24 protein-coding genes are annotated in these 26,254 nt (G+C 39.0%); 16 read left to right on the top strand and 8 right to left on the bottom strand.

Annotation, left to right across the window (positions count from 1 at the left end):
* Positions 1-92: 92 nt before the first annotated feature.
* The 5 genes from ACU696_RS17240 (at position 93) to ACU696_RS17220 (ending at position 4,938) form a co-directional block, all read left to right on the top strand.
* Entirely contained in the window at positions 93-788 is a 696-nt protein-coding gene (locus ACU696_RS17240) for a sugar-binding protein (protein ID WP_109910986.1), read from the top strand.
* A 168-nt stretch (positions 789-956) separates the two neighbouring features.
* On the top strand, positions 957-1,877 hold the full coding sequence (gene murQ / locus ACU696_RS17235; RefSeq protein ID WP_447343206.1) for an N-acetylmuramic acid 6-phosphate etherase: 921 nt from the start codon (positions 957-959) through the stop codon (positions 1,875-1,877).
* A 56-nt stretch (positions 1,878-1,933) separates the two neighbouring features.
* Positions 1,934-3,295 carry a PTS transporter subunit EIIC gene (locus tag ACU696_RS17230; RefSeq protein WP_004909226.1) on the top strand — a complete coding sequence of 454 codons (1,362 nt, stop codon included), beginning with the start codon at positions 1,934-1,936 and terminating at the stop codon, positions 3,293-3,295.
* Positions 3,296-3,310: 15 nt separating this feature from the next.
* On the top strand, positions 3,311-4,156 hold the full coding sequence (locus ACU696_RS17225) for a MurR/RpiR family transcriptional regulator (RefSeq protein ID WP_004909230.1): 846 nt from the start codon (positions 3,311-3,313) through the stop codon (positions 4,154-4,156).
* Positions 4,156-4,938 carry a sulfite exporter TauE/SafE family protein gene (locus tag ACU696_RS17220; protein ID WP_004909234.1) on the top strand — a complete coding sequence of 261 codons (783 nt, stop codon included), beginning with the start codon at positions 4,156-4,158 and terminating at the stop codon, positions 4,936-4,938. The genes ACU696_RS17225 and ACU696_RS17220 overlap by 1 nt, the downstream gene beginning before the upstream one ends.
* Before the next feature lie 64 nt (positions 4,939-5,002).
* On the opposite strand, the gene ACU696_RS17215 is transcribed toward ACU696_RS17220, so the two are convergent.
* Positions 5,003-5,884, bottom strand: coding sequence for a rhomboid family intramembrane serine protease (locus ACU696_RS17215; protein WP_110731802.1), 882 nt, complete (start codon positions 5,882-5,884; stop codon positions 5,003-5,005).
* Between the two features lie 282 nt (positions 5,885-6,166).
* Positions 6,167-7,864, bottom strand: coding sequence for an NAD-dependent malic enzyme (locus ACU696_RS17210; RefSeq protein WP_109910989.1), 1,698 nt, complete (start codon positions 7,862-7,864; stop codon positions 6,167-6,169).
* A 425-nt stretch (positions 7,865-8,289) separates the two neighbouring features.
* Here ACU696_RS17210 and ACU696_RS17205 point away from each other — a divergent pair, with 425 nt between their 5' ends.
* The 5 genes from ACU696_RS17205 to ACU696_RS17185 all read left to right on the top strand — a co-directional run bounded on the left by ACU696_RS17205 (position 8,290) and on the right by ACU696_RS17185 (position 12,523).
* A complete protein-coding gene (locus ACU696_RS17205) occupies positions 8,290-8,913 on the top strand; it encodes a hypothetical protein (protein WP_004909242.1) in 624 nt (207 codons plus the stop codon).
* Between the two features lie 59 nt (positions 8,914-8,972).
* Positions 8,973-9,671 (top strand): hypothetical protein, encoded by a 699-nt coding sequence (locus tag ACU696_RS17200; RefSeq protein WP_196723760.1) that lies wholly within the window; start codon positions 8,973-8,975, stop codon positions 9,669-9,671.
* 8 nt (positions 9,672-9,679) lie between these two features.
* On the top strand, positions 9,680-11,065 hold the full coding sequence (locus ACU696_RS17195; RefSeq protein WP_109910991.1) for a serine protease: 1,386 nt from the start codon (positions 9,680-9,682) through the stop codon (positions 11,063-11,065).
* A 155-nt stretch (positions 11,066-11,220) separates the two neighbouring features.
* Positions 11,221-11,889: a hypothetical protein gene (locus ACU696_RS17190; RefSeq protein WP_109910992.1), complete on the top strand. Its 669-nt coding sequence runs from the start codon at positions 11,221-11,223 to the stop codon at positions 11,887-11,889.
* Positions 11,876-12,523, top strand: a complete 648-nt coding sequence (locus ACU696_RS17185; protein WP_196723759.1) for a hypothetical protein — start codon at positions 11,876-11,878, stop codon at positions 12,521-12,523. Before ACU696_RS17190 ends, ACU696_RS17185 begins: the two co-directional genes overlap by 14 nt.
* 157 nt (positions 12,524-12,680) lie before the next feature.
* Here ACU696_RS17185 and cdd read toward each other — a convergent pair whose 3' ends face one another.
* The 4 genes from cdd to metG all read right to left on the bottom strand — a co-directional run bounded on the left by cdd (position 12,681) and on the right by metG (position 17,106).
* A complete protein-coding gene (cdd, locus tag ACU696_RS17180) occupies positions 12,681-13,568 on the bottom strand; it encodes a cytidine deaminase (RefSeq protein WP_110731803.1) in 888 nt (295 codons plus the stop codon).
* A 204-nt stretch (positions 13,569-13,772) separates the two neighbouring features.
* Positions 13,773-14,468: a CidB/LrgB family autolysis modulator gene (locus ACU696_RS17175; protein ID WP_004256514.1), complete on the bottom strand. Its 696-nt coding sequence runs from the start codon at positions 14,466-14,468 to the stop codon at positions 13,773-13,775.
* Positions 14,468-14,935, bottom strand: a complete 468-nt coding sequence (locus ACU696_RS17170) for a CidA/LrgA family protein (RefSeq protein ID WP_198635345.1) — start codon at positions 14,933-14,935, stop codon at positions 14,468-14,470. The genes ACU696_RS17175 and ACU696_RS17170 overlap by 1 nt, the downstream gene beginning before the upstream one ends.
* A 143-nt stretch (positions 14,936-15,078) precedes the next feature.
* Positions 15,079-17,106, bottom strand: coding sequence for a methionine--tRNA ligase (gene metG / locus ACU696_RS17165; protein ID WP_447343205.1), 2,028 nt, complete (start codon positions 17,104-17,106; stop codon positions 15,079-15,081).
* A gap of 262 nt (positions 17,107-17,368) precedes the next feature.
* Between metG and apbC the strand changes: the two genes are divergently transcribed.
* The 6 genes from apbC (at position 17,369) to asmA (ending at position 23,701) form a co-directional block, all read left to right on the top strand.
* Entirely contained in the window at positions 17,369-18,481 is a 1,113-nt protein-coding gene (gene apbC, locus ACU696_RS17160) for an iron-sulfur cluster carrier protein ApbC (protein WP_004256506.1), read from the top strand.
* Between the two features lie 207 nt (positions 18,482-18,688).
* Positions 18,689-19,249 (top strand): LemA family protein, encoded by a 561-nt coding sequence (locus ACU696_RS17155; RefSeq protein ID WP_004909264.1) that lies wholly within the window; start codon positions 18,689-18,691, stop codon positions 19,247-19,249.
* Between the two features lie 86 nt (positions 19,250-19,335).
* Positions 19,336-20,292, top strand: a complete 957-nt coding sequence (htpX, locus tag ACU696_RS17150) for a zinc metalloprotease HtpX (protein ID WP_117162169.1) — start codon at positions 19,336-19,338, stop codon at positions 20,290-20,292.
* 178 nt (positions 20,293-20,470) lie between these two features.
* On the top strand, positions 20,471-21,115 hold the full coding sequence (udk, locus tag ACU696_RS17145) for a uridine kinase (RefSeq protein ID WP_004256495.1): 645 nt from the start codon (positions 20,471-20,473) through the stop codon (positions 21,113-21,115).
* Positions 21,116-21,153: 38 nt separating this feature from the next.
* The gene (dcd, locus tag ACU696_RS17140) at positions 21,154-21,735 is read left to right on the top strand and encodes a dCTP deaminase (RefSeq protein WP_004909269.1); all 582 of its coding nucleotides are present in this window, start codon (positions 21,154-21,156) and stop codon (positions 21,733-21,735) included.
* Between the two features lie 127 nt (positions 21,736-21,862).
* Positions 21,863-23,701: an outer membrane assembly protein AsmA gene (gene asmA, locus ACU696_RS17135; protein WP_123382134.1), complete on the top strand. Its 1,839-nt coding sequence runs from the start codon at positions 21,863-21,865 to the stop codon at positions 23,699-23,701.
* A 199-nt stretch (positions 23,702-23,900) separates the two neighbouring features.
* Here the strand turns inward: asmA and ACU696_RS17130 are convergent, their stop codons facing one another.
* Both ACU696_RS17130 and ACU696_RS17125 read right to left on the bottom strand, forming a co-directional pair.
* Positions 23,901-24,281 (bottom strand): hypothetical protein, encoded by a 381-nt coding sequence (locus tag ACU696_RS17130; protein WP_123382133.1) that lies wholly within the window; start codon positions 24,279-24,281, stop codon positions 23,901-23,903.
* A 182-nt stretch (positions 24,282-24,463) separates the two neighbouring features.
* Complete coding sequence (locus ACU696_RS17125; RefSeq protein ID WP_004909274.1) at positions 24,464-26,047, bottom strand: TerC family protein; 1,584 nt, start codon at positions 26,045-26,047, stop codon at positions 24,464-24,466.
* Positions 26,048-26,254: the final 207 nt, after the last annotated feature.

Genomic DNA, 26,254 nt, shown 5'->3' with positions numbered 1-26,254 from the left:
TTTAATTCTATATTTTGAATTGATTGTGAAATATTGTTTCTTTAATGGTTTTTTGTGAATAACAGATTTTTAATCAGGAAGGTGAGGAAAGTATGAAACTAACGACATTATTAGCCACAAGTGCTGTACTTGTTACAGCAAGTGTGGCGGCGAAAGAATACCAAATCAATCATACCGATCAGTTAAAATCACTCAATGATGCGACAAAAAGTACGGAAGTCTGGGAAAAAGCAGAAGTATTAACCGATTTTACTTACCCATGGGAAAAGGAAGCGGCTCCTAAAACAGATTTTCGTGCCCTGTGGAGTGATGACACATTATATTTCCGATTTATTGCAGATGATAAAGATATTCAGCTAGGTGATAACTCAGATAAAGACCAGGCGGTGTTAGATTCTGACCGAGTTGAACTCTTTTTCGCGACTAGTCCTGAATTAAAACCGTATTACACGGCGGAAATGGACCCGAAAGGGCGTACTTTCGATGCAAAAGCTAATTATTATCGTGAAGTTGACCCAAGTTGGAACTGGGAAACATTACAAACGGTGGGTGAAATAACGCCAAATGGTTATGTATTAACAGGAAAAATTGATTTAGATGAATTTACTAAACTCGATTTATGGCAAGATGCGGACAAACAGACACTAATGTGTGCCATTTTGCGCGGAGAGTTTAGTGCAGGTGAGCCAAAGCAAGTGCGTAAATGGATTAGCTGGATCAAACCTGATTCCGTTAAACCTGATTTTCACATCCCATCAGCCTTCGGAACCTGCAAGTTCGTAAAATAGCGCTATCGCCGGTGGCTTTCGTCACCGGTAGCTTTTCAATACAAACGTAATATTGTGAGAAAGATCATAACCTGCAATTAAGTTGGATGAAATCGCAGTGATTTAAATTGAAATAAAAATACATTTAATGTATTTTTTAATGAAATTAAATTTCATGAGGGCGTTTGAATGCCTCTAGCCGAAAATACTCTGAGTGACTGTCTACACAATGAATTCAATCAGGAAACGCAACAGTTTTCACGTTTGGATACACTCTCTATGGTGAAAGTTATTAACCAAGCAGATAGTACGGTTGCAGGTGCTATTCAGGCCGTTCTACCTGCGATTGCTCAAGTGGTTGATGCTGTTGCTGAGTGCTTAAAGCAAGGTGGACGCTTGTTTTACATTGGGGCGGGTACCAGTGGCAGGCTAGCTGTATTAGACAGTGCAGAATGCCCACCAACATTTGGTACTTCGCCTGAAATGGTACAGTCGATTATTGCGGGTGGCCAAGATGCAATGTTAAAAGCGGTTGAAAATATTGAGGATTCAGTGGAATCAGCGATTGATGAGCTTAAAAAGCGCCAGCTTTGCGCAAAAGATGTCGTGGTGGGGATTGCTGCCAGTGGACGTACACCATTTACTTTAGCAGGTATTGAATACGCCAATGAAATCGGTGCGTTAACGGTGGCTATTACCACGCGAGGCTGGGGATTAGTCAGTGATGTCGCAAAAATAGCTATTGCACCCGATGTTGGCCCTGAAGTGTTATCGGGTTCAACTCGCATGAAAAGCGGTACTGCACAAAAAATGATTTTAGGCATGCTAAGTACCTGTGTAATGGGGCGATTAGGTCGTATTCATACTAATTTAATGGTTGATGTCGTTGCCAGTAATATCAAATTACTGCGCCGCGCAGAACGGATTGTTAGTGAAGTCTGCGGTATTGATGAACACACCGCGGCAGGGTTATTGGCACAAGTGGATTATCATCCACGACGCGCAATTTTAATGCATGAGCTACAGATTAATGCACAGCAAGCAACGGATATCGTTCAACAGCATCCAAACACCACCTTGGACAGCATGTTAGCAATCACCGTTAAGTAATGGGATAGCGTGATGAAGAGCGGGTTTACTGGCTCAGTCAACATCAGGGGAATCATATGGCTAATAAGATAGAACATCTGGAAGTACTCGCCAGAGAAATAGAAAAATATGCGGGCGGCTTTGAGAACGTGGCAACATTAACTCACTGTATGACGCGTATCCGTTTAGTTTTAAAAGATAACAGTAAATTCGATGCTGAAGCTTTGAAACAAATTGAGGGTGTAAAAGGCGTTATTTTCAATGGTGAGCAACAACAAGTGATTGTTGGAATGGGAACCGCAGCGAAAGTCTTTTCGGTGATGAACAAACGCATGCAAGGTAGTACCTCTGCAACAACGGAAAGTGCAGCACCAGCAGAGAAAAAAGCATTTTCCATACGACGTATGCTAAATACGTTGGCCGCCATTTTTGTTCCAACCATTCCTGCACTGATTGGTTGTGGTTTGATTATGGGGCTGATCAATATTGTGCGTTTAGTGGCACCAGGCGTTGTTGAACAATTCCCTGAATTATTTAAGTTATTAAAATTGATTGGTAGTGCAGTCTTTGTTTATCTTTCAATTATGATTGGGGTGAATACTGCGAAAGAGCTTGGTGCATCTACCTCAATTGGTGCGGTCATGGCTGGATTACTTTCAATGCCAGGTTTAGCGGATATCACCTTATTTGGCTCGAAGTTAGTCCCGGGTAGTGGGGGAATTTTTGCAGTGCTTATGGTGGTCGTTTTCTCTTCTAAATTTGAAGTGTGGTTTAGAAGTATCATTAAAGAAAGCTTAGACCTCATCGTGACGCCATTTGTGACCATTTTAGTCTCAGCGATGGTGGCAATTGTAGTGTTCCAACCTGCAGGGCATTACTTAAATCAAATTTTAGCGCAAGGTGTTTCTGTCGCTTTATTAAATAGTGGCGGTGGTGCCGTGGCGACTGGCGGTATCTTGGGGGGAAGCTTCTTATTTTTATTACTAACGGGTTTACATCAAGGTTTGATCCCAATTCACGCTGAAATTTTACAAACTTTTGGTCTGAATTACTTGTTCCCAATTTTAGCTATGGGGGGAATGGGGCAAGTGGGTTCGTGTTTCTGGGTTTATTTAAAAACCAAAAACCAACGCTTGAAGAAAACCTTAGTCGGTGCGTTACCTGTGGGTATTTTTGGTGTCGGTGAACCACTTTTATTTGGTGTGTCATTACCATTAGGTAAACCATTCATTGCAGGTTGCATTGGTGGAGCTGCGGGCGGGGCATTAATGGCGTTCTTCCATGTCGGGATCATCATTCCTTTTGGAACAGCAGGGTTATCATTAATTCCATTAGTGGGTGATGGCCAAATATTGGATTTCTTAATTGCTGTTGCAGGTGCATGGATTGTCGGGTTCATTGCCAGTATGATAATAGGCTTCACTGATCCAGAAAAATAATTAGAAGGAAAAGCCATGTCGACACTGACGGTAAAACTGGAAAGCTTGCAGACACGCGGTAAAGGCACAGAACAACGTATTGCCACCTTTTTGCTGGATAACCGCGAAAGTCTTATCGCGATGAATGCAGCGGAGTTGGCGCAGGCGGCTGGGGTAAGTAGTGCATCTGTTATCCGCTTTTCACGTCAAATGGGGTACCGTGGCTATCCTGAATTTAAAGTCGATTATTTGTCGGATGAGAAACAACACAAAGCCGAAAGCCTATACGGTAATCTGAGTCGCCACGATGATACTTCTCAGATTATCGCTAAAACGGGGCACATGTTTATTTCGGCTATTGAAAAATCACTGGATCTGCTTGAACCACCAGTTGTGGATACGATTGCGCAAAAAATGTACCAGGCCAAACGTATTGTGCTGTTTGGTGTCGGGTCTTCAGCTATTGTTGCCAGTGATATTTTCCATAAATTAATTCGCATTAATAAACATGCACTGTTTAGTTATGATTTGCATGTTCAGCTAAGTTACTCGGCAAATTTGGGGCCAGAAGACCTTGCTATTGCGGTAACGGCACGCGGAAATACTCAAGAAATCAATAGCATGCTTCGTTCTGCAAAAGAAACCGGATGCCCGACAGTCGCACTGACGCGTTTTGGCCAAGATGAAGCGATGAAGTTAGCGGACTTCGCCTTGCCTTATTTTTATGATGAGCAACACTCCCAATTAGGCATCATTACCCCCCAAGTGTTACAGATGATTACTTTCGATACATTATTTTTTAAATACCTCACGTTAGCAGATAGTGATGCAAATGAAGCATTACAAAAAGGGCGACGAGCACTGATACAAGGCAAGAGTTAATGATTGTAACGGAGTTAGCGATAGGTGCACTGATTGGGCTGATTATTAGCACAACGGGTGTCGGTGGTGGTGTGATTGTATTACCGATACTGACCTATTTTTTTGGGCTAAATGCATTAGCGGCAGTAGCCACTGCCAATTTTCTTTCGATGTTAATGAAGGTTTCTTCTTCTTATATGCATTTTCGACTAGGCAATATTCCCTTTAAAGGGGCAATGATTGTGTTAGCGATTATGTTACCGAGCACCTTTCTCTCTAGTTTGTTTGTGACATGGCTGGGGGGGTTACCGGGGTATGAAAAACAAGTTGAGTGGGGGATTAATCTCTTAGTGGCTGCTGCCATTATTTTTTCGCTCTATTTATTTATTCAGCGAATGTTTTTTGTTTCGATCATCAAACAAGAAACGGCGAAAGGGGACCAGCTAAAATCCATGGCTGTGCCAGCTATCTTGGCGGGTGTTGTACTTGGTGCAACGGGTGTTGGTGGTGGGGTGGTTGTTCTCCCTATGTTATTGCGCTATATGCAACTAAATATTAAGCAAGCAATTGGCACATCGATTTTTGTAACAACCGTGTTATCCGGTTCCTCTGCTTTAGCTTATGCGCAAGATGGCTATACGGATTTAAAATTGGCGCTGATATTGTGTGCAGGGGCATTGATTGTGATGCCACTGGCTAAATATTTACTGATCCGTTTATCTGAACGCACCTTTCAATACATTACATTGTTATTAATTACCTGTAGTGCAGTAATGATGACAATGAATTTATTCACCTTCTAGGGTCATGAGTCCTATTATTGATGTTGTTAATAATAGGACTGACTCTTCACTAAAAACGGTGCGTTTATCGCTGATTAAGCTCTTTTGTCATTTCTTGGTAAATAAATTGGCGCTCATAGTTTAGGTCTTCGTCTTGTAAGGAAGAAAACTGGCTGAGTGTAATAGTGAGTAAGGCGGCGGCTATAAGTACAATTAAGCCACTAGACAGCAGTTTTGCTCGAGCTGTTGCATGGGGAGCTAGTACAAAAGCGCCACTGATAACCGCACCGAGTATTGCGCCACCAATATGAGCTGCGTTGTCAATACCTGACTGCAAACCATTGATAAGAGTTAACGCAATCATCCCAATAATATTATATAGCGGGCGTTTTAATTGGTTGCGTTCTTCAAGAGAAAGGTTGGGGTGATTAATTCTTTTTAATAAATCAATGACAGAAGCCGCAGCTAACCCCATAATGGCACCAGATGCACCAATGCCAACAGTAATATACACTGTGTTATCAGGTAAATATAAACTGTTCCATGCATTCATTGATGCTCGGCTTGCTGCTTCCTTAATGGCTTCGCTATATTGCCAATAAGCACTAAAAAATGCGGCACCAATACCTGAAAATAGGTATATCGCGAGCATCCTAAATTTTCCATAGGTGCGTTCGCATTCAATCCCAATAACAAACAAGGCCAATGTATTTAAAGCAAGGTGCATACCACCTGAGTGCAATACCATACTGACTGGATAACGCCACCAATCCCCAGTTAATGAAAGTTGGTAAACATTGGCACCAAATAACAATAAGTTATTTTCTTGGGAATCGAGTGGGGCGGCATAATTGAGCTGGTAAAAATAAACAACAATATTCAGCACTGCAATAAAAAGCGTTAGGGCTATTGCCCATAGGGAAAACTTAGGTTTCTGTGGAATAGCAGTATTGAGGTCGCCAGTCATGTAAATGTCCTATTAATCAGTCATGGCCGTTATCTTAAATAAGTGATTTGTTTAGCGCAATTTATCATTATCTGAGAATGCAGATATCATTTTGTAGGGGTCATAAAAAACAAAAAAAGAGCTCTAAAGAGCAGCAAGTCTGATAGGTTTTGAAAATAAATTAGGAAAATCAATTTATTGATTTTCGGCTGATAACACAAAGCGGGAAAAACCACGCTTTTATCCCGCTTTGTCAACAACCTCAGGAGCTCTAAGAGCTCCTTTCAACGTCATTATGACAAATTAAAACGAAGTTCGTTTATAGGTACGGTACTCAGGCTTCCAGAAATTGCGTTCAATAGCTTCATCAAGCGCGCTATCCGAAGTGACCGTTGCCACACCTTGAACTTGTGCTTCTTTTGCCACTTGTTTAGCAATAATGCGTGAAACATCTTGGATATCAGACAGTAAAGGCAATAGCGCACCTTCGCCATTTTTGGCTAGTGGCGAACAGCTGGCGAGAGCACGGCTGGCAGCCATTAACATGCCATCAGTGACACGTTTAGCACCAGAGGCAATCACACCAAGACCAATACCCGGGAAGATATAGGAGTTGTTACATTGTGCAATTGGGAACACTTGGTCTTTGTAAGACACTGGGTTAAATGGACTTCCTGTTGCGACTAAGGCCTTGCCATCAGTCCAATTGATAATGTCTTCAGGGCGAGCTTCAACACGTGATGTTGGGTTAGATAACGGCATCACAATAGGGCGTTCACAGTGCTTATGCATCTCTTTAATGATTTCTTCTGTGAATAACCCAGCTTGGCCAGACACACCAATCAATATGGTTGGTTTGGCATTGCGTACGACATCTAACAGTGAAATTGAGTCACTGTTAACATCCCAGTCGGTTAAATTTCCACTGCTTTGGGTTAATTTGGCTTGGAAATCGAGTAAATTAGGCAGTTTATCGGTTAATAAACCAAAACGATCAACCATATAAATGCGCGAACGCGCTTCTTCGTCGCTTAACCCTTCAGATTTCATTTGAGCGATAATTTGTTCTGCGATACCGCAACCCGCTGAGCCTGCACCTAAGAAAGTCACGCGTTGGTCACTTAGCTTACTGCCTGCGGCATGGCTGGCGGCAATTAAACTACCTAATGCAACTGACGCGGTGCCTTGAATATCATCATTGAAACAGCATAGCTCATCACGGTAACGGGTTAATAAAGGCATCGCATTTTTCTGAGCGAAATCTTCAAATTGTAATAATACATTTGGCCAGCGGCGTTTAACTGCCTGAACAAATTCATCAAGGAACTCGTTGTATTCATCACCCGTAATACGTGGGTGACGCCATCCCATATACAGAGGGTCATTCAGACGCTGTGGGTTGTTGGTTCCTACGTCAATAACAATAGGTAAGGTATAAGCAGGGCTGATACCCCCGCACGCGGTATAGAGAGAGAGTTTCCCAATTGGGATGCCCATACCACCGATACCTTGGTCACCAAGGCCTAAAATACGTTCGCCATCAGTAACAACAATCACTTTCACATTTTGTTTGGTGGCGTTTTGTAGCATGTCGTCGATGTATTCACGATTTGGATAAGAAATAAATAAACCACGTGCACGACGATAAATGTCAGAGAAATGCTCACAAGCTTCACCCACGGTTGGGGTATAGATAATAGGCATTACTTCAGTGAGGTGAGCATCTATAAGGCGATAAAATAAGGTTTCGTTGGTGTCTTGAATATTTCGCAGATAAATGTGTTTATCAATATCTGATTTAAAATCAATTAATTGGCGGTAGGCACGTTCAACTTGTTCTTCGATGGTTTCTACTTGTTCAGGAAGTAAACCATGCAAGTTAAAATTTGCACGCTCTTCTTCGGTGAAGGCGCTTCCTTTATTCAGCAAAGGGAATTCAAGCAAAATTGGGCCAGCGTAGGGTATATAGAGAGGGCGTTTTGTTTCGTACTCATGTTCCATGAAATATCACTCTTCGGACGATTAATCAACAAAGTCAGGGTAGATCCTAAGCTAAACAGCAAATATGTACAGTAAATAATGATAAAAAAGCGTTAAAAAATTTACTGAAAAATATTGTGCATATGATAAGGAGTTTATGCGCGAAAGGGAATGAAAGCCGATAACGGCATACGCATTACGGTAGGTAGATCACGCTTAGGCAAATAATGAATGTCTCATCGTTATTTTTACGTTTTCAAACGTTAGTTTAGCTTTTCTGCGGGTTCAATTTTTTCATGTTTTTTCTTATTTTTAGTCAGTTACAGAGAGAAAAAACGGATTCACTGAAAGTTAAATTATATTTTTAAATATCATATATTGCTGCAAGTTTTAAATTTATATAAGTTGAATTTTATTTTATATTTCATTTTTCACTAAGGAGTTTTATGAATTTAATTAATGGGGTGTTAAGAAATAAGCGTATTTATATATTACTTATTATGGCATTTCTAGGAGGAATGAATCATTCAAGAGCAGACTATAACCCAATCGAAACACTAAGGAATATTGACAGCTATTTCTATGAAAACAAATATGGCTCATCAATTTTTGGTCGAGTTATAACAGATTATTTTTATTTGGTGATGAAAGAAAAAAACAAAACAATTAATAACACATTGATAGACAAAATAAATTATGACCATGCATTAGAAATGCTTCAAGTATTGAAGCGAAAAGCGAAGAAACAGAGTACAGGTGAAAAAGTCTCTCATGATATGACTTATAAAGAAGCAGATGAAATACACTATCTGGTCATGTTACGTAATAAAATACCCGAAGAAGCTTGGGTTTTAGGTGTGGTATTTTCTGTATTAGATGAAAAAGAAAAAGAATTTTATTGGCAAAAAATTATGGCAGCTTCTGGAGACCGTGGCCATGAATTATCGGTAATATACAGCTTGATGAAAGTGATGTTAGAAAAGGAAAAGAAGGCCACTAAAAAACAGAAAATAATTATTAATAAATGGTATGAACGTATGAGTAAAACATTAGCTTCTGCTAAATCATAGTTTTCATTTAAATAAGTTTGAAAACTAAATGTTATATAAGTATTAAGGTGTCAATTATTATGAAATTATATTTTTGTTTAATTCTACCGTTATTATTATTTTCCTGCATTGTAAATGGCGAGAACCGCCCCGGCTTTGTCTGTGGGCAGTTTAATAAGAATATTATAGAAGTTCCTAGCGAGTATGTTTTTCCATTTGCTGAATATGAAGGGTATAGCTATTTTGACCCAAGGTTTATTGAAAATAAAAAAGGGTGTGAGGCTAATTTTAGAGTGCTGCCAATGCGAATGTCTTGGTCTGATTTGAAACCATCTAATGAGGTAAGTAATGATGTTAAAATTATAGAAGTTTATGCTGAACCATTAAAAGGAAACCCTGAAAAATATTTGAGTTATAGAAAACACGTGTATTTAGATATGGGGTACCTCAAAAGAAAGGGGGAGTTATATTATGATGAAGAGTTGGATCTTTATTTTACTGAAGTGACTGTAACAATACGAAGAAGTATTGGTCATAAAGATGATATGTATTTTAATAAAAAAGGATATTATTGGAAGGAAATTAATAATGAAGTAATTTTTTTAATTGAGTGTGAATGGTTACCAATTGATGAGAAGTATCATAAGTGTTTTCAATATTTTTTGATTCCAGAAATAGGAACTAAGGTTAAATTTTATTTTGATGCTAAAGAATTATCTAATAGCAATATAATGAGGGAAAAAATACGCATTTTTTTACTCGACCATGTTAAAAATTAGGAGATAATATGAGAACTCAAGAAATTAGAAAGGGTGATTTAAAGTTAACTCGTAGTGATGTTTCTAATGCAATTAAAATTTTATACGTAACCAAAGAACCAAAGTTGATGTATGAATATTTGGAAAGTAAAGGAGACCGATATGCTAAATTAGCTAATAGTGTGGTTAAAGGTGATTCTCTTTCAGGTGCTTTTGCGCTTAATTATTTAGATGAAGCTATTTTAGAGCATATTGGAGTGCAAGATGAGTTTATAATTGAGCGTATTCGCTATGATATGGCAATAGCTTATGTTCAAACCCTAAAAAATAGATTTGAAGATGGAAAGGATGTAATCTATGGTGATATAAATCACATAGAGGCTAAATTATTTCATAGTAGTGTATTTTCTTATTATAATCTTCCTTCTGATGCATGGACTTTAGAACCTGTATTTTTTGTGTTACCTAGAGAACAAAGAGAGAGTTATTGGCAGAGAGCTTTAAATTCTGTAGGTGATATAGAAAGTGAAATATTATTAAGTATAAATACTAAAGATATAATGTTTAGAGCATTATATGAAGCTCCAGCGCATATGCAGCCTAAAATACATAGTTGGACTAAACGAGTTCTGGATATTGATAATGTAGTAGATGGCGTGGTGGTTACAGCCAAGAAATCTTATCAAAATATTATATCTCATATAGAAGAAGATAATATGGATAGAATAAATACAATTATTTATAATACAGGAAACCCTTTAATTGATAGAGGAACAGAGCGTTTTTCATTTTGGGATTATCCTTCACAACATTTAGAATCATTTCAAGTACAAACAGATTGGCGTGGCCAAACGGAATTTACACATAAAAATCTATTGTCTGAATATTATTTAGAAAGACCTGACTATATATTACCAGAAACAGGCTTATTTGATTCACCATCAGTTAATTATCAACCAGATGTTGCTCATTATGATCGTATGATTGATGATTTAAGGGGAAATATGCCATCAATAAACAACAAGTCAACACCTCCAATTAAGTATCCACACAATATGGTAGATAAATCGATATTGGAAAGCACTTATCCAAAATCCGAACCGAATAGACAATTAGCACCTCGTACAACAAACCTACTTGATAGGTTTAAGGATAATGAAACACCAACAAATTATTATCTAGAACGCCCGAGTGTTGTTCTTCCGGGAACGCCAGGATTTAAAGACTTCCCTACAGATACCATAAGAAATAACCATCATTTTGAAAATATGATTGGCCAGTTAAGAGACAATATGTCATCAATGAACAATTCAATGGACTCATTTGAAGATAAATACTCAATACCCTCAATGCCAAGTATACCTGAATTTAGTTATAGTGGTTATTCTTCTGGAGGATCTTTTAGTTTTAATTAATATTTAAAAAGTCTACTTATAATAAAATAAATTATTTTAGTTATTAGTAAACGAATGGTGATTACTGATGTTTCTTTTTATGTGGGCAATGTGTTTTTTACATAATTTATTTTTAAGATTATTGGTTTCTAACTTTATGAATCACAAGGATGTATATGAATTATAAATTAATAGTTGTGCTTTCAGTTTTTCTTCTCGGTGCTTGCCAAAATCCTCAAGGAAATAATGTAAAATATAATAAAAAAAATACAACTAATTTTTGTGAAAAAAAAGGTGTTAAAACGCCACGTCTTTTCTTTATGCTACAGATGTTATACTTTTCTGAATCTAAGGATTTAATATTTGATAGAAAAAAATTAGTTATTTTCAAGGGGGGAAAAGATAATAACCCAATGTTAGAATTTTTAAAGTATCCAAAAGAAGCATTTATTAAAAAATTAAGCCATGAACAGGCAATGGATTTTTATCGTGAGAATTTAAATGAAATGGGAATGTCTTATCATGCTTGGATTTTAGCAGATGTTTTAGATATTATTAATGAGAGAAACCGAGAGGCACTATGGCAACAGTTCGTTTTTGTGATGAATAACAACGATCCTGCGAAGGAAGCTAAATTATTCATGATGCTTTGGTATGCAATGGTAAGAGAAGCTTCCAAACCACCATCAGACAAGCAAATTAAAAGCAAAAGATGGCTGGAGAAAATGAGGCGGATTACTTTAGTTAAAAATATAGAAAAAGAATTAGACTTTATGTTTGAAGAAATGATTAATAATTCAATGAATTTTAATAAGAATAAAAGGAGTTCTAATGATGGTTTCTAAATTTATTATTTCTAAATTAATTTTTATAATTTTATCATGTTTAATTCTCATAAATAAAGGTTACTCTTTTAATGAAAAATATAACCCTCAAAAGATAAATGATTCAAGTGATAAATATTTCAGTATTTTTATTTATCTAGAAAAAGAGTTTTTAAATAATCATATGAAGGCACGGGGTGAGTCATTCACCAGTGAAAAACGGAGTCGGTATCAAAAAGAAGTCAAATTAGCATATGGACGAATTATGAAAAATCGCAAAGAAAGTGATAACATCCCAATTGGTGATATTACACATCAAGAATTTATTAAAATAAAAAAAGAAGCGATGTTAAATTCAGGGATTCCTTATGAAGGTTGGTTGTTTAAAGATGTATTTGAAGTATTATCTATAGGTAAAAAGAATAAAATTATAGGGAAACTATTAAATAGCTTTTCTAATAAATCACTTAATGGTGAATCAGCGTTATTTGCTAGCATTTGGCTAGACATGAAAGAAGAAGCCGCGCAATCTGTATCGATAAAACAGCAACAAAGCCAAGCTTGGCTAGAAAAAATGCGAAAGATCCCTTTAGTTATTACATTAGAAGACACGATAAATGAAACAGAAAAATTGTTTAATGAATTTACTTACTAGGGCATATATTAATCAAAACTAGTGAGTCCTATTATGGATGGCCACTTTGCAGGTAAATAGTTTTGTGAACAAGATTAAAGTTCTAATAACAACTATACGGTTATTGCTATTTATTCAAGCTCCCAGCAATAACCGTTACTTTTAAATCAATATCAAATTAATCCAAATAAGCTAATTCAATATTTTGGCAACCTAGTGCCTGTAATGTATTTTCGGTCACACACCAATGTTTGATAATCGCATCTTGTTTTTCAACAAACTTAGCTTGGTCGATGGCGTGAATATCTTTACCTGCAAGGTTAATCATAATTAAAGCGGCTTGCAGTGGTGGTAAACTTGGGTTGAATGCGGCATTTTCTGCGTAGCGTCCGGTAAACAGTGAGCCATCTTTTAATTGTAACGCAATTCCTGAATGGGATCGGCTATAAGGTGCATGGGATTGGTTTGCAGCCTCAATTGCTGCACTTAATAACCGGTCACGGCTTTGGTTTTTATAGCCATGGTCAACAGGGTCGAGTAGTAAAGTAGTAATATTGAGGTCAGACGGCCCAAATGAGTCGGGTAAATAGTGGTGTAGTACTGCGGGTGTGCGGCCCGGTAAATTCACCATAATTTTACCGCCTTCACGCAATTCATTCATAAATTGGCGGCAGTGCCCACAAGGTGTGTAATTCACGGTAATTGAGGTAATCTGCGTTTCACCTTTCATCCAAGAGTGTGTCACTGCACACTGTTCTGCATGGATCACTTGCCCCATTGAAACATGGCTAAATTCCATATTGGCGCCGAAATATAAATTACCACTTGCGCCGCAAGCGATTGCACCAACGTGAAAATGGGAGATTGGAGTAATTGCATAAGCCGCAGCGAAAGGCAACAACGCAAAGGCTAATTCAGCGTCGCTTACACCTGCTTCAGCTTTAATCTGTTTGACTTGTTCCGCTGTTAACATACCTCGGAAATCAGAATTATCAATGATTGGTCTAAGTACCGACTGTAACTTTTCTGGAAGTTCGGCCCAAGCGGCCTTAAATCGTGAATGCATGTGTTACCTCCCTAATTAATTATTTTTATTCTATTCAATAATGCGCTCAACAATATGTGACTTAAGTCACCATTTTAAATGAAACATATGAAACAAATTCTTTAATTGAGAGATATATCTCATGTTTTCTCCGTGTGTTAGTGAGTAAGAGGCTAATAAATTCCTCTTACTCATTTGCTTGGATATTGGCTTAGTGAATTAAGCTTAGCTAAAAAGATGTAAAATAACAGGAAAGATAAACGGGGCTATAAGTGAGGTGATAACCCCACAGGTCATCAATGCAAGGGAACTGTAAGCACCTTCAATGTAATTCACTTCGGCACAGCGGGCAGTGCCTAGGGCGTGGGAAGCGGTTCCCATCGCGAGTCCCCTTGATGCGTGGGTTCGTACACGCAGCACATCAAATAAGCTATGGCCAAACATGGCGCCTAAGATCCCAACAAATAACACGCAGGCGGCACTAATCGCAGGGATCCCACCAACCGAATCAGCAACAGCCATCGCGATAGGGGTAGTAACCGATTTAGGCAAAATAGAACCCGCGATATCAGGGGTTGCCCCCAACCATAACGCGATGGCGGCACCGCTAAACATGGCCACTAAACTACCTGCAAAACAAATGCTTAATAAAGATTTCCACTGGGCTCGAATTTGGTGCATTTGTTCGTAAAGTGGAAAAGCGAGCGCGACGACTGCAGGCTGTAGTAAATCATTGAGTATTTTGCTACCTGCAAAATAGTGCTCATAAGAGGTATTCGTGATCACTAGTAGTGCAATCAATACCGCAATAGTAATTAATAGTGGGTTTAAAATCGGTAACTTAAATGTGGTCGACAGCTTACGAGCCAAATAAAACACCACAATGGTCAGCGGCAATGACCACCAAATATGTTCTAACATTATTCATTCCCCTTAGTTTTATCATTATTAATGACCGAAGAAATTGGGTCTTCGGGGGGTAAAGGAACGTCATCAGGTTGAGCCCCAACGACAGGGCGTTCCTTATGAATATAGTTGGAACTGATGGCGACAACGACCATAACGATTAAGGTACTAACCACACAGGAAACGATGATAGGAACCATTTGTTGGCTGAGTAATTCATAGTAATTCATTATGCCAACACCAATAGGAACAAACAGGATGGTCATATTTTTCAACAAAATGCTGCAACCGGGTTGTGCCCACTTCGCGGGGATAATTTGTAACGCAAGCAATATGAATAAAATTAACATGCCGACAATGCTGCCGGGGATGGAGAATGGAAGTAGTGTTGAGATAAGGTTTCCAATAATCAGGCAAAAGTAAAGTATTGCGAAAGCTCGCAAATATTGCCATCCCGTTATCAGTACCTGTTTAAATGACATGAGACTGGTCCTGTAATGTAATATCTATTCATCATACAATTAACTTTATTATTGTGCTACCGATCACAATAAAAAGCCAATAAAAAAGTGGGAAGTATTTAGCTTCCCACTTTTAATGAATAACAGACTAGAGCAAGTATGGGTTATTTAACTTGCATACCGGGTTGTGCACCACTGTCTGGGCTGAGTAAGAAGATATCTTTACCGCCAGGGCCAGCAGCCATTACCATACCTTCAGAAATACCAAAACGCATTTTACGGGGTGCGAGGTTGGCAACCATCACGGTTAAACGGCCTTCTAAAGCTTTAGGGTCTGGGTAAGCGGAGCGAATACCAGAAAATACTTGGCGAGTTTCACCGCCAATATCTAATTGTAATTTCAGTAGCTTGTCTGAGCCTTCAACAAAATCAGCTTGCTTGATTAATGCAATTCGCAGGTCAATTTTCGCAAAGTCATCAAAGGTGATGGTATCTTGAATTGGGTCATCGGCTAGCGGCCCCGTAAGTTGCTGAACGGGTTTGATACTCTCTTTTGAGGCTTCGACCATTGCATCCACTTTTGCCATTTCAATGCGGTTAAACAATGCCTTAAATGGTGCGACGCTGTGGTTCAATAATGGGGTGTTAATCGCATCCCATGATAATTGACTATTTAAGAAAGCTTCAGCACGCTTAGTGAGCCCTGGTAAAACAGGTTTCAGGTAAGTCATCAGAACGCGGAACAAATTGATGCCCATCGAGCAAATATCTTGCAGCTCTTGATCTTTACCTTCTTGTTTTGCCACAACCCAAGGGGCTTTTTCATCAACATAGCGGTTTGCGATATCGGCTAATGCCATGATTTCACGGATCGCTTTGTTATATTCACGGTTGTTATAATCCTCACCGATAACTTTAGCGGCATCAACAAATTGTTGGTATAACTCTGGCTCAGCAAGGTTTGCTGATAATTGACCGCCAAAGCGTTTAGCAATAAAGCCCGCATTACGTGATGCCAAGTTAACCACTTTATTGACGATGTCGCTGTTGACGCGCTGGACGAAATCTTCCAAATTAAAATCGATGTCATCAATACGCGAAGACAGTTTTGCTGCATAGTAATAGCGCAAGCAGTCGGCATCTAGGTGATCTAAGTAAGAGCGGGCAGTAATAAATGTACCGCGCGACTTCGACATTTTTGCCCCATTAACCGTGACATAACCATGAACAAACAGGTTTGTTGGTTTACGATACTGGCTACCTTCTAACATGGCAGGCCAGAACAGGCTGTGGAAATAGACGATATCTTTACCAATGAAATGGTAAAGATCGGTTTTTGAATCTTTATTCCAAAACTCGTCAAAGTCGAGATCACCGCGTTTGTCACACAGGTTTTTAAAGGAGCCCATGTAACCGATAGGGGCATCTAACCAGACATAGAAATATTTACCCGGTGCATCTGGAATTTCAAAACCGAAATAAGGCGCATCACGGGTAATATCCCATTGTTGTAGGCCGGATTCGAACCATTCTTGCATTTTGTTGGCGACTTGTTCTTGTAATGCGCCAGAGCGAGTCCACGCTTGAAGCATGTCGCTAAATGCAGGAAGATCAAAGAAAAAGTGTTCTGAATCACGCATGACAGGTGTAGCGCCAGAAATCACTGAACGTGGGTTAATCAGCTCTGTTGGGCTATAGGTTGCGCTACAGACTTCACAGTTATCACCATATTGGTCTTCGGCTTTACATTTTGGACAAGTGCCTTTAACGAAGCGATCTGGTAAGAACATGCCTTTTTCTGGGTCGAAAAGCTGTGAGATAGTGCGGTTTTTAATAAAACCGTTATTTTTCAGTTTCCCGTAAATTAGCTCTGATAAGACTTTGTTTTCTTCACTGTGTGTGGAGTGATAGTTGTCATAACTAATGGCGAAACCAGCAAAATCGTTCTGATGCTCTTGGTTCACTGCCGCAATCATCTCTTCTGGCGTTACGCCAAGTTGTTGAGCTTTAAGCATGATTGGAGTTCCGTGCGCGTCATCGGCACAGATAAAGTGAACCTCTTTGCCGCGCATTCGCTGATAACGGACCCAAATATCAGCCTGAATATGTTCCAGGATATGACCAAGATGGATTGAACCGTTAGCATAGGGTAACGCACAGGTTACCAGTAATTTATTCGCGACTTGAGACATAGTAACTTTCTTACTTCCATTATTTGAAAAGGGTCTTTGATGTTAACCGATCAAAACCATCGCTGCTAGGGGTATAAAATATTAATTGGCAATTTGTTCGAAAAAGAAATTTTTACCTCTTTGTGGTTTTTACTATGCGGGGTAATCACTATTTTTTGTGTTCTCTGTTATGATTAATCTCAGTCAAAGTATATCTGTTTAATTTTATGTAGCTTATTATTCAGGATGTACCTAGTTCAAAAATATAAATAAAGGAGCCGGGATGAACGATAAATCCCCCGAGCAGAACAAACCAGAACTGCTGACTGAACAAGTCTCCAAAGTTTTGGCTTCATTTACACACCCAACACTGCAACGTAATTTGATTTCTATCAAAGCGTTACATCATTGCGCAATGTTGGACAACGTGCTGCATGTCGAATTAGTTATGCCATTCGTTTGGAAAGGGCCGTTTCAAACTTTAATTAGCGAAAAGACCGCTGAATTGAAGCAACAAACAGGCGCTCATGCTGTTGAATGGAAACTGCGTCATGACATCACGACATTAAAACGTGCAAATGATTTGCCGGGTATTAATGGTGTTCGTAATATCTTAGCCGTCAGTTCGGGTAAAGGTGGCGTTGGTAAATCAAGCACTTCTGTGAACTTAGCGCTCGCTCTGGCACAAGAAGGGGCGAAAGTGGGGATCCTTGATGCGGACATTTACGGCCCATCAATTCCAAATATGTTAGGCACAACATTAGAGCGCCCAACCTCTCCAGATGGTCAGCATATGGCCCCGATTATGGCGTATGGCTTGGCAACAAACTCAATCGGTTACTTAGTGACGGATGACAACGCCATGGTTTGGCGTGGTCCAATGGCAAGCAAAGCATTAATGCAGATGCTGCAAGACACGCTATGGCCGGATTTGGATTACTTAGTTATCGATATGCCACCGGGAACGGGAGATATCCAATTAACACTTTCTCAAAATATCCCTGTCACTGGGGCAGTGGTAGTGACAACACCACAAGATATCGCCTTGGTTGATGCCATGAAAGGTATTGTGATGTTTAAGAAAGTCAATGTCCCAGTACTGGGTGTGGTTGAAAACATGAGCGCACATATTTGCAGCAATTGTGGGCATGTAGAGCCGATTTTTGGTACCGGTGGTGCTGAGAAATTAGCAGAAAAATACCATACTAAATTATTGGGACAGGTTCCTCTGCATATTTCTTTACGTGAAGACCTTGACCGTGGCCAGCCTACTGTTATGCGTGATCCAGAAGGCGAATTTGCCGATATCTACCGCGAAATTGCTTCAGGAATTTCTGCTTTGATGTATTGGGAAGGGGATAAAATCCCAACAGAAATTTCTTTCCGTGCAGTTTAATCGGCCATAGAATAAAAAGGCTATTTAGTTTATGACTAAATAGCCTTATTTATTGTCGACACTTTCCTCTACTAAACGCATTTGTTTTAGCCTTCTATTTTTCTGAATTGTTCGCGGAATATTTCTTTATTGAGTCATGTTCGCGTAGAATAGCCGCATCTGTTATTTAATCAGTTTTCTTTCTACGGGTAATCCGAAAAGGTGACTATGAAATTTTTAATTTTTATTGTTGTCGTGGTGCTGATCGTTATTTATTTTTATAACCGTATCGTTGCGTTGCGAGAAGCTGTTATTTCGAGTGAAACAGAAATTTCAGTTCAATTAGACCGTCGTGGAAAAGTATTTGATAGCTTATTGGCAACAGTTAAAAAATATTTAAGTCATGAAACCGAGGTGTTCAGTAAAATTACTGAACTACGGACACAAGCACAAAATGCGACAGGGGATAAAGCCCGCGAAGCCGAAGATGCATTATCAAAAATGGTGACCAGTGGGGCGATTAATGTCGCAGTTGAAGCTTATCCTGAGCTAAAATCCGATGCAATTATGGCAAATTTACAAGAAGAAATCGTTTCTTCAGAAAATAAATTGTCATTTGCTAAACGTGGTTATAACCGCTCATTAGAAACTTATAATGCGTATATTGCGTCTATGCCTGCGGCACTAATTGTTGGCATTATTCCTAGCTTAAAAATTTCCAAGGAATATTGGCGTCTTGATGAAGAAACCATCAAGACTGAGGAATCACGTCGTATTAATTTTGATTAAAAACCGCTTAACCTTTGAAGTTATCAATCATCGGAATGCCTTATGGTGTTCCGATATTATATGAGTGGTAGATAACAGGTCACATTATGGATTTTAGAAACGTCATTCGTAAAAATAATATTCGCACACGCTTAGTGGTGATGAGCTATATTTTTTTAATGCTAATTATTGGCTTATTGGCGGATATTGCAACACACCCAAATGAGCAATTGGACTTAGTCGATAATGCGATGATGTTTGTGACACTTCATGAATTACCTATCGCCACTTTTATTGTTTTAGGCTTAACCTTTCTTGGGTTGATTTATATTCATTTTAGAGGCCATAAAATGATGTTAGCTGGGATGAATGCCAGAGAAATAACCCAAGAAAATGCGAGTAGCCCCCAAGAAAAACAACTTTTTAATATTATTGAAGAATTAAGTTTAAGTGCTAGTTTAGGTTATATTCCCCGTTTATATATTTTAGAAACGGATGAACCGAATGCTTTTGCGGCAGGGTGGAATAACCGTAATGCGCTTGTGGGGGTAACCAGAGGTTTGTTGCAAACGCTTAATCGGCAAGAAGTTCAAGCCGTTCTCGCTCATGAAGTTGGGCACATTATTCATGGTGATTCAAAATTAACCCTGTATGTGGGGATTTTGGCAAACGTGATTTTAACGGTAACGAATTTATTTAGTCAGATTTTTATCCGAACAGCAGGGCGCAGCCGCAATAATGCCGCTAATAAAGCGCAAATGATCCTATTAGTTCTAAATTTTGTTTTGCCGTGGATAACCCAAATACTCTATTTTTATTTATCTCGCACTCGTGAATATATGGCTGACGCCGCGGCAGTGGATTTGACTGCAGATAACCAAGCCATGATTAGTGCGTTGAAAAAAATCTCCGGTAATCATGAAACCCATGAATATGATAACAGTACCACAGGGCAAGCTTACCGTAAGGCCGCTTATATTTTTAATAAGGGCGATTCAGTGTTTTCAACTCACCCCTCGATTGAAAATCGCATTGCGGTATTAGAAGGAAAAAAACAGTTTTAGTGTATAAATGACATTTTGTACACTCCGATTTACGGCATTTCCTATCTAATGGGTGTTTTTTTAGCGAACTTTGTTGAGGTATGCTGGAACAACACGCCATTACCCCCTATAATTCCGCCAACATAACATTTTTCTGTTGTGTATCTCATTTCTAAATATTTAACCAGGTTATCATTTTATGACTGACATAGCGCATCACTGTACCATTGTAGGTATATCGGGAGCCTCTGCATCTGGCAAAAGCTTAATTGCAAGCACGTTATACCGTGAGTTAAGAGAACAGGTCGGTGATCATAATATCGGTGTTATTCCAGAAGATTGTTATTACAAAGACCAAGCCGATGTCCCAATGGAAGAACGCCTTAAAGTAAATTATGACCATCCTAACTCGATGGACCACAGCTTGCTTTATGAACATCTCAAATCACTGAAAAGTGGCCAAGCAGTAGAAATTCCGCAATACGACTATGTCGCTCATACACGTAAACAAAAAACCATCACGTTCAAACCTAAAAAAGTCATTATCATTGAAGGTATTTTGTTATTAACAGATAAACGCTTACGTGGTGAAATGGATTTTTCTATTTTTGTTGATACACCACTTGATATTTGCTTGATGCGCCGTATTAAACGTGATGTAAATGAAAGGGGCAGAACGCTTGATTCCGTTATTGACCAATATAATAAAACGGTTCGCCCAATGTTTTTGCAATTTATTGAGCCATCAAAGCAATATGCCGATATCATTGTTCCTCGCGGTGGGAAAAACCGTGTAGCGATTGATATCTTGAAAGCGAAAATTGGCGAATTCTGTCAAGATTAAACCGCGCAGAAATTAAAATAATGAAGGGGGAAACAACCATGCGTCTTTGTGACCGCGATATTATTCAATGGATGGATGATGGTAAATTAGTTATTAGCCCACGCCCACCAGTTGAACGAATCAATGGTGCAACTGCAGATGTTCGTTTGGGAAATCAATTCCGCGTTTTTCGAGGACACACTGCTGCATTTATTGACCTTAGTGGCCCTAAAGATGAGGTTAATGCCGCATTAGATCGCGTCATGAGCGATGAAATTGTTCTTGATGAGGATGAGCCATTTTTCCTGCACCCAGGAGAATTAGCACTTGCAGTGACGCTTGAGTCTGTTACGCTCCCTGATAACCTTGTAGGTTGGTTAGACGGGCGCTCTTCATTAGCGAGACTAGGTTTGATGGTACACGTAACCGCACATCGAATTGATCCCGGTTGGCATGGGCAAATCGTGTTAGAATTTTATAATTCAGGTAAATTACCGTTAGCATTGCGTCCCGGCATGGTGATTGGTGCATTAAGCTTTGAGCCGTTATCTGGCAGTGCCGATCGCCCTTATAATAGCCGACAAGATGCTAAATATAAAAACCAACAAGGTGCTGTTGGTAGCCGTATCAGTGAAGACTGATAACCGGTGAACTTTGCGGAAATTGTTGTGTTTAATGGAGATTAAACCGGTAATTTCCGCCCATTTTCAGGGATAGGTGTGAGTTCATTTTTGTGGCGAGCGCAAGCGGAATTTAAGAGAGGGAAGGATGAAACGTTTTTTGACGACACTGATTATTTTACTTGTGGTAATTGTTGCTGGGTTAACAACACTCGTAATGTTAGTGAACCCGAATGATTTCCGTCATTATATTGTTGAACAAGTAGAGAAAAAAAGTGGTTATCAACTTGAATTCAACGGTGATATGCGTTGGCATGTGTGGCCAACCTTAAGCATTATTACTGGGCCTGTTTCTCTTACTGCGCCGAATGCGGCTAAACCCATACTAAGTGCAGATAATATGCGCTTAGATGTTGAATTATGGCCTCTCATTTCCCATAAACTCTCTGTTGAGCAAATTGTTATTGATGGTGCTGTTATCCGCAAGACACCCGATAGCGAAATCCAAACTCACCGTAACGCCCCTGTAGCGCCTGGTGGTGTGCCAACATCAACCTCTGCACAAGAGAAAAGTGACTGGTTATTAGATATAGAAAAAATTAATATTTCTAATAGCTTAGTTATTTGGCAAACTGCTAAAGATGAATTTAATCTGCGCAACATTGATTTATCACTGAAGAAAAGTGATAAAAAACAGGTCGCAGTTAAATTCAGTGGAAATCTAAATAAAAACCAACAAGAGTTTGTATTTAATCTACGCGCAGATATCGATTTATCAGATATTAATCAAAGGATTAGTGGCAAATTAACTCAGTTTGACTATAAATTGAGTGGTGTTGATTTACCTGAAAGTGGAATTGAAGGGCAAATAACAAGTGATTTCCTATATACCAAAGGGAAAGTGGAAAGTGCGAGTTTAAGCAATTTGTTAATAACAGCTAACGAAAGTGGCCTATCAGGTAATGGCAGTATCCAATTAACGAATACCCCAGAAATTAGGGTTAATTTAGTCGCCGAGAAATTAGATTTAGATAATCTATTAGGAACAGCGCCTGCCAGTACCAGTGTAGAATCAGAGACGAATAATAACCGTGTTGGTGTTAAGCCTGTTATTTCTGGTGCAAATCCTCAACAGTATGATTTATCAGGCTTGCAGGCATTTTCCGCCGATATCAATTTAGCCATTAAGCAGTTAATCTATCGTGGAATGACGGTTAGTGATGTAGTTTTTGAGGCACAAAACCAAACACCTCGTTTAACTGTTTCAAAATTACAAGGTAAGGCATTTGGTGGTGATTTTTCAATACCGGTGACATTTAATTACAGTTCAACTCCCGCTTATGTTTCAGCAAAACCAGATTTAAAAAATATCGATTTAACTCCATTATTAAAAGCCTTCAATATGCCACAAAAATTAAGTGGAATAATTTCGTTAAATGCGGCGTTATCGGGTGTGGGTTATGATGACAATGCAGTGAAAAACCAGTGGCAAGGGCCTGTTAATTTTGAGTTAAGAAATGCCAAATTACAGGGATTGAATATTCCGTTATTAATTCAGCAATCGGTTTCCAGAGTAACCAGTAAAATTAATGCGCCCGTGAATACGGGGAACGTCACTGAGGTTGATTCTTTCACTGTGGCAGGTAAATTAAATAAAGGTACGTTGAACATTTCCTCTATGAATGCGATGTCATCCTTAGTTAACATCAGTGGGCAAGGCCGTATGAATATCCCTAATGAAACCATTGATGTCAATTTAGGGGTTAATATTGCCAATGGCTGGGGTGGGGATTCACGTTTAGTTCAACAATTGCAAGCCATGACCATTCCACTGCGAATTTATGGTAATTGGCATAATTTGAAATACCAATTAGATGTCGAAAAATTACTGCGTAATGAGTTACGTACACAAGCTAAAGAAGCGCTTGGTAACTTCTTGAAGAAAGAAGAAAATAAAGGACTCAATGATTTATTGAATGCCCTTTAAGATAACAAAACGCCCTTAAATGGGCGTTTGAGGTTGTTGACAAAGCGGGATAAAAGCGTGGTTTTTCCCGCCTTGTGTTATCAGCCGAAAATCAATTTATTGATTTTCCTAATTTATTTTCAAAATCTATTAGATTTGCTGCCAAACATAATAGGTTTGTCAGCAGTCTGAAGCGCCCTTAAATGGGTGTTTTCTCTTTTTATGAACTTATTTTATTTTTGTAATCAGAAAGATCATTATTTAGTTGAATCATTTTATCCGATAAATTTTGAAAAAATGAAGAGTCATTCGGATTAAATTGCTCAGTGTTAATATCATGTATAGTTGTAATTAATTTGGTGATTTGGGTGCTCAATTTACTTATTTTATTGAAATTATTTGTTTTTTCTGGTGTTTTTTGTAATTTATCACTTTGATTAGTGATTAAATTATTACTGTTCTCTTTAATCAGTACAGGGCAACATTTAACGTTATTATTAATGCTTATTGCTGTAACTGCTATATTTTCTGATTTTTTTTTTGTACTTGTACTAGGCACTTGGATCGTACTGCTATTTGATTGGCTAGTTTTTATTTTCACAATGTGACCTTCGTTTAAATTAGTTGTATTTAATACGCTGAATTATTCAAGCTTTGAATGTATTTTTCTTTTAAAAAACGCCACTATTTTGCGCTTAATCGTCTAAAGGTTGATATCTATAGGTTTTAGGCAAAAAAATACCAGCCATATAGGCTGGTATTTAGTCAAAAAGCACGTGCTAATTAGTCATCTTCAAACTCATAGCCATCCCCCTCAGGGGCTGGTGGAGTGATTAACACTTTATTGACTCGGTGGCTGTTAACCTCAAGAGGTTGGAATATACAACCGTTAATTGTCACTTGTTCACCCACTTCAGGAACACGTTGTAAGTGTTCCATTAAAAGACCCGCAATCGTTTCATACTCACGTTTATCGTCTAATTCCATAGGGATAAACATGATCAGGTCTTCAAGTGGCATAAAGCCGTTGGCAATCCAAGTACCATCATCCAGTTTTTGAATGTCGTGGCGTGAGTCATTTTCTTCATCACCAACCGGCAAGTTACCTGCGATGGTTTCCATTACATCAGTCAATGTCACGATACCTTCGATAGAACCAAACTCATCCACAACAAAGGCAAAGTGAGTATGCGCCTTACGAAACTGCTCTAACGCTTTTAACAGAGACAACCCTTCTGGGAATATCAATGGTTGGGTAATCAATGCACGTAAGTTTAATGGTTGGCCTTTTAATTGCTGTTTAACCAAATCCATTACATGTACTACCCCAACAGGTTCATCGCTGATAGTTTCATCAATGACCACTAAACGCGAGTGTGGGTTTTTCTCCATTAATTGCAGTAAATCTGAAGATGATTTATTAATGTCGAGATAATCCACATCATGGCGTGAAGTCATAATGCTTTCTACGTTACGTTGTGCCATACCGAGCACTCGAGCAATCATTAAACGCTCTTGTGGGTCAAAAACGGATTGATTATCAGCGATAAGATCAGAAGTATGTGGGTCTAATTCTCCACGTTCGTTATTACCGCTAAGAATGCGTAATACCGCCTCTGCTGTACGTTCACGTAGTGGACGTGAGCCTTTAAGGAATTTACGTCGATTAAATTGGGCAAATTGGTTTAGGACTTCAATCATGATAGAGAAGCCAATTGCAGCGTATAAGTAACCTTTCGGTATGGCATAGCCAAACCCTTCGGCAACTAAGCTGAAACCAATCATCAGTAAGAAGCTCAAACACAGTATGACAATGGTTGGGTGCTGGTTAACAAAGCTCGTTAACGGTTTACTTGCCCAAATCATTAATGCCATTGCAATGGTCACAGCTGCAATCATTACACCGATATGGTCAACCATACCGACAGCGGTGATCACGGAGTCTAGTGAGAATACAGCATCAAGAACAATAATTTGTGCAACAACAGCCCAGAAATTAGATGTCTTTCTTTGGGTATTGGTGTGTTCGTCTTTCCCCTCCAACCGCTCGTTTAGCTCCATTGTGGCTTTAAACAAGAGGAATAAACCACCCACCAACATAATTAGGTCTCGAGCACTAAAGGCGTGATCAAAGAGAGTTAATATCGGTTTCGTGAGGGTAATGAGCCATGACAGGCTAAATAGAAGCACAACACGCATAATCAGGGCTAATAAAAGTCCAGTTACACGGGCTCTATCACGCAGCTTTGGCGGGAGCTTATCGGCCAGAATGGCGATGAAGACGAGGTTATCAATACCAAGAACGATTTCTAGAACGATAAGGGTAGCGAGGCCCGCCCAAATCGAAGGATCTGCGATCCATTCCATACAGTTTGTTTTACCTTCTGATATGACGGCTTATACCGACGAGTGAATAATGCGGTTTGTTGAACGAAATATCAATAAAAAATAACGTTAGTTGGACAATTCTTGACAAAAATGGCCTTGTATACGTCATCGATTGCATCAATAACTACCATGCAACACAATCCTAGGTTAATATGTGATCCCGTTAACAGAATGTCAGCACGGTCG

It is taken from the genome of Providencia sp. PROV_01 (assembly GCF_053098325.1).
The sequence above is the reverse complement of the archived record's forward strand: the minus strand, read 5'-3'. Positions and strand labels throughout refer to the sequence as shown.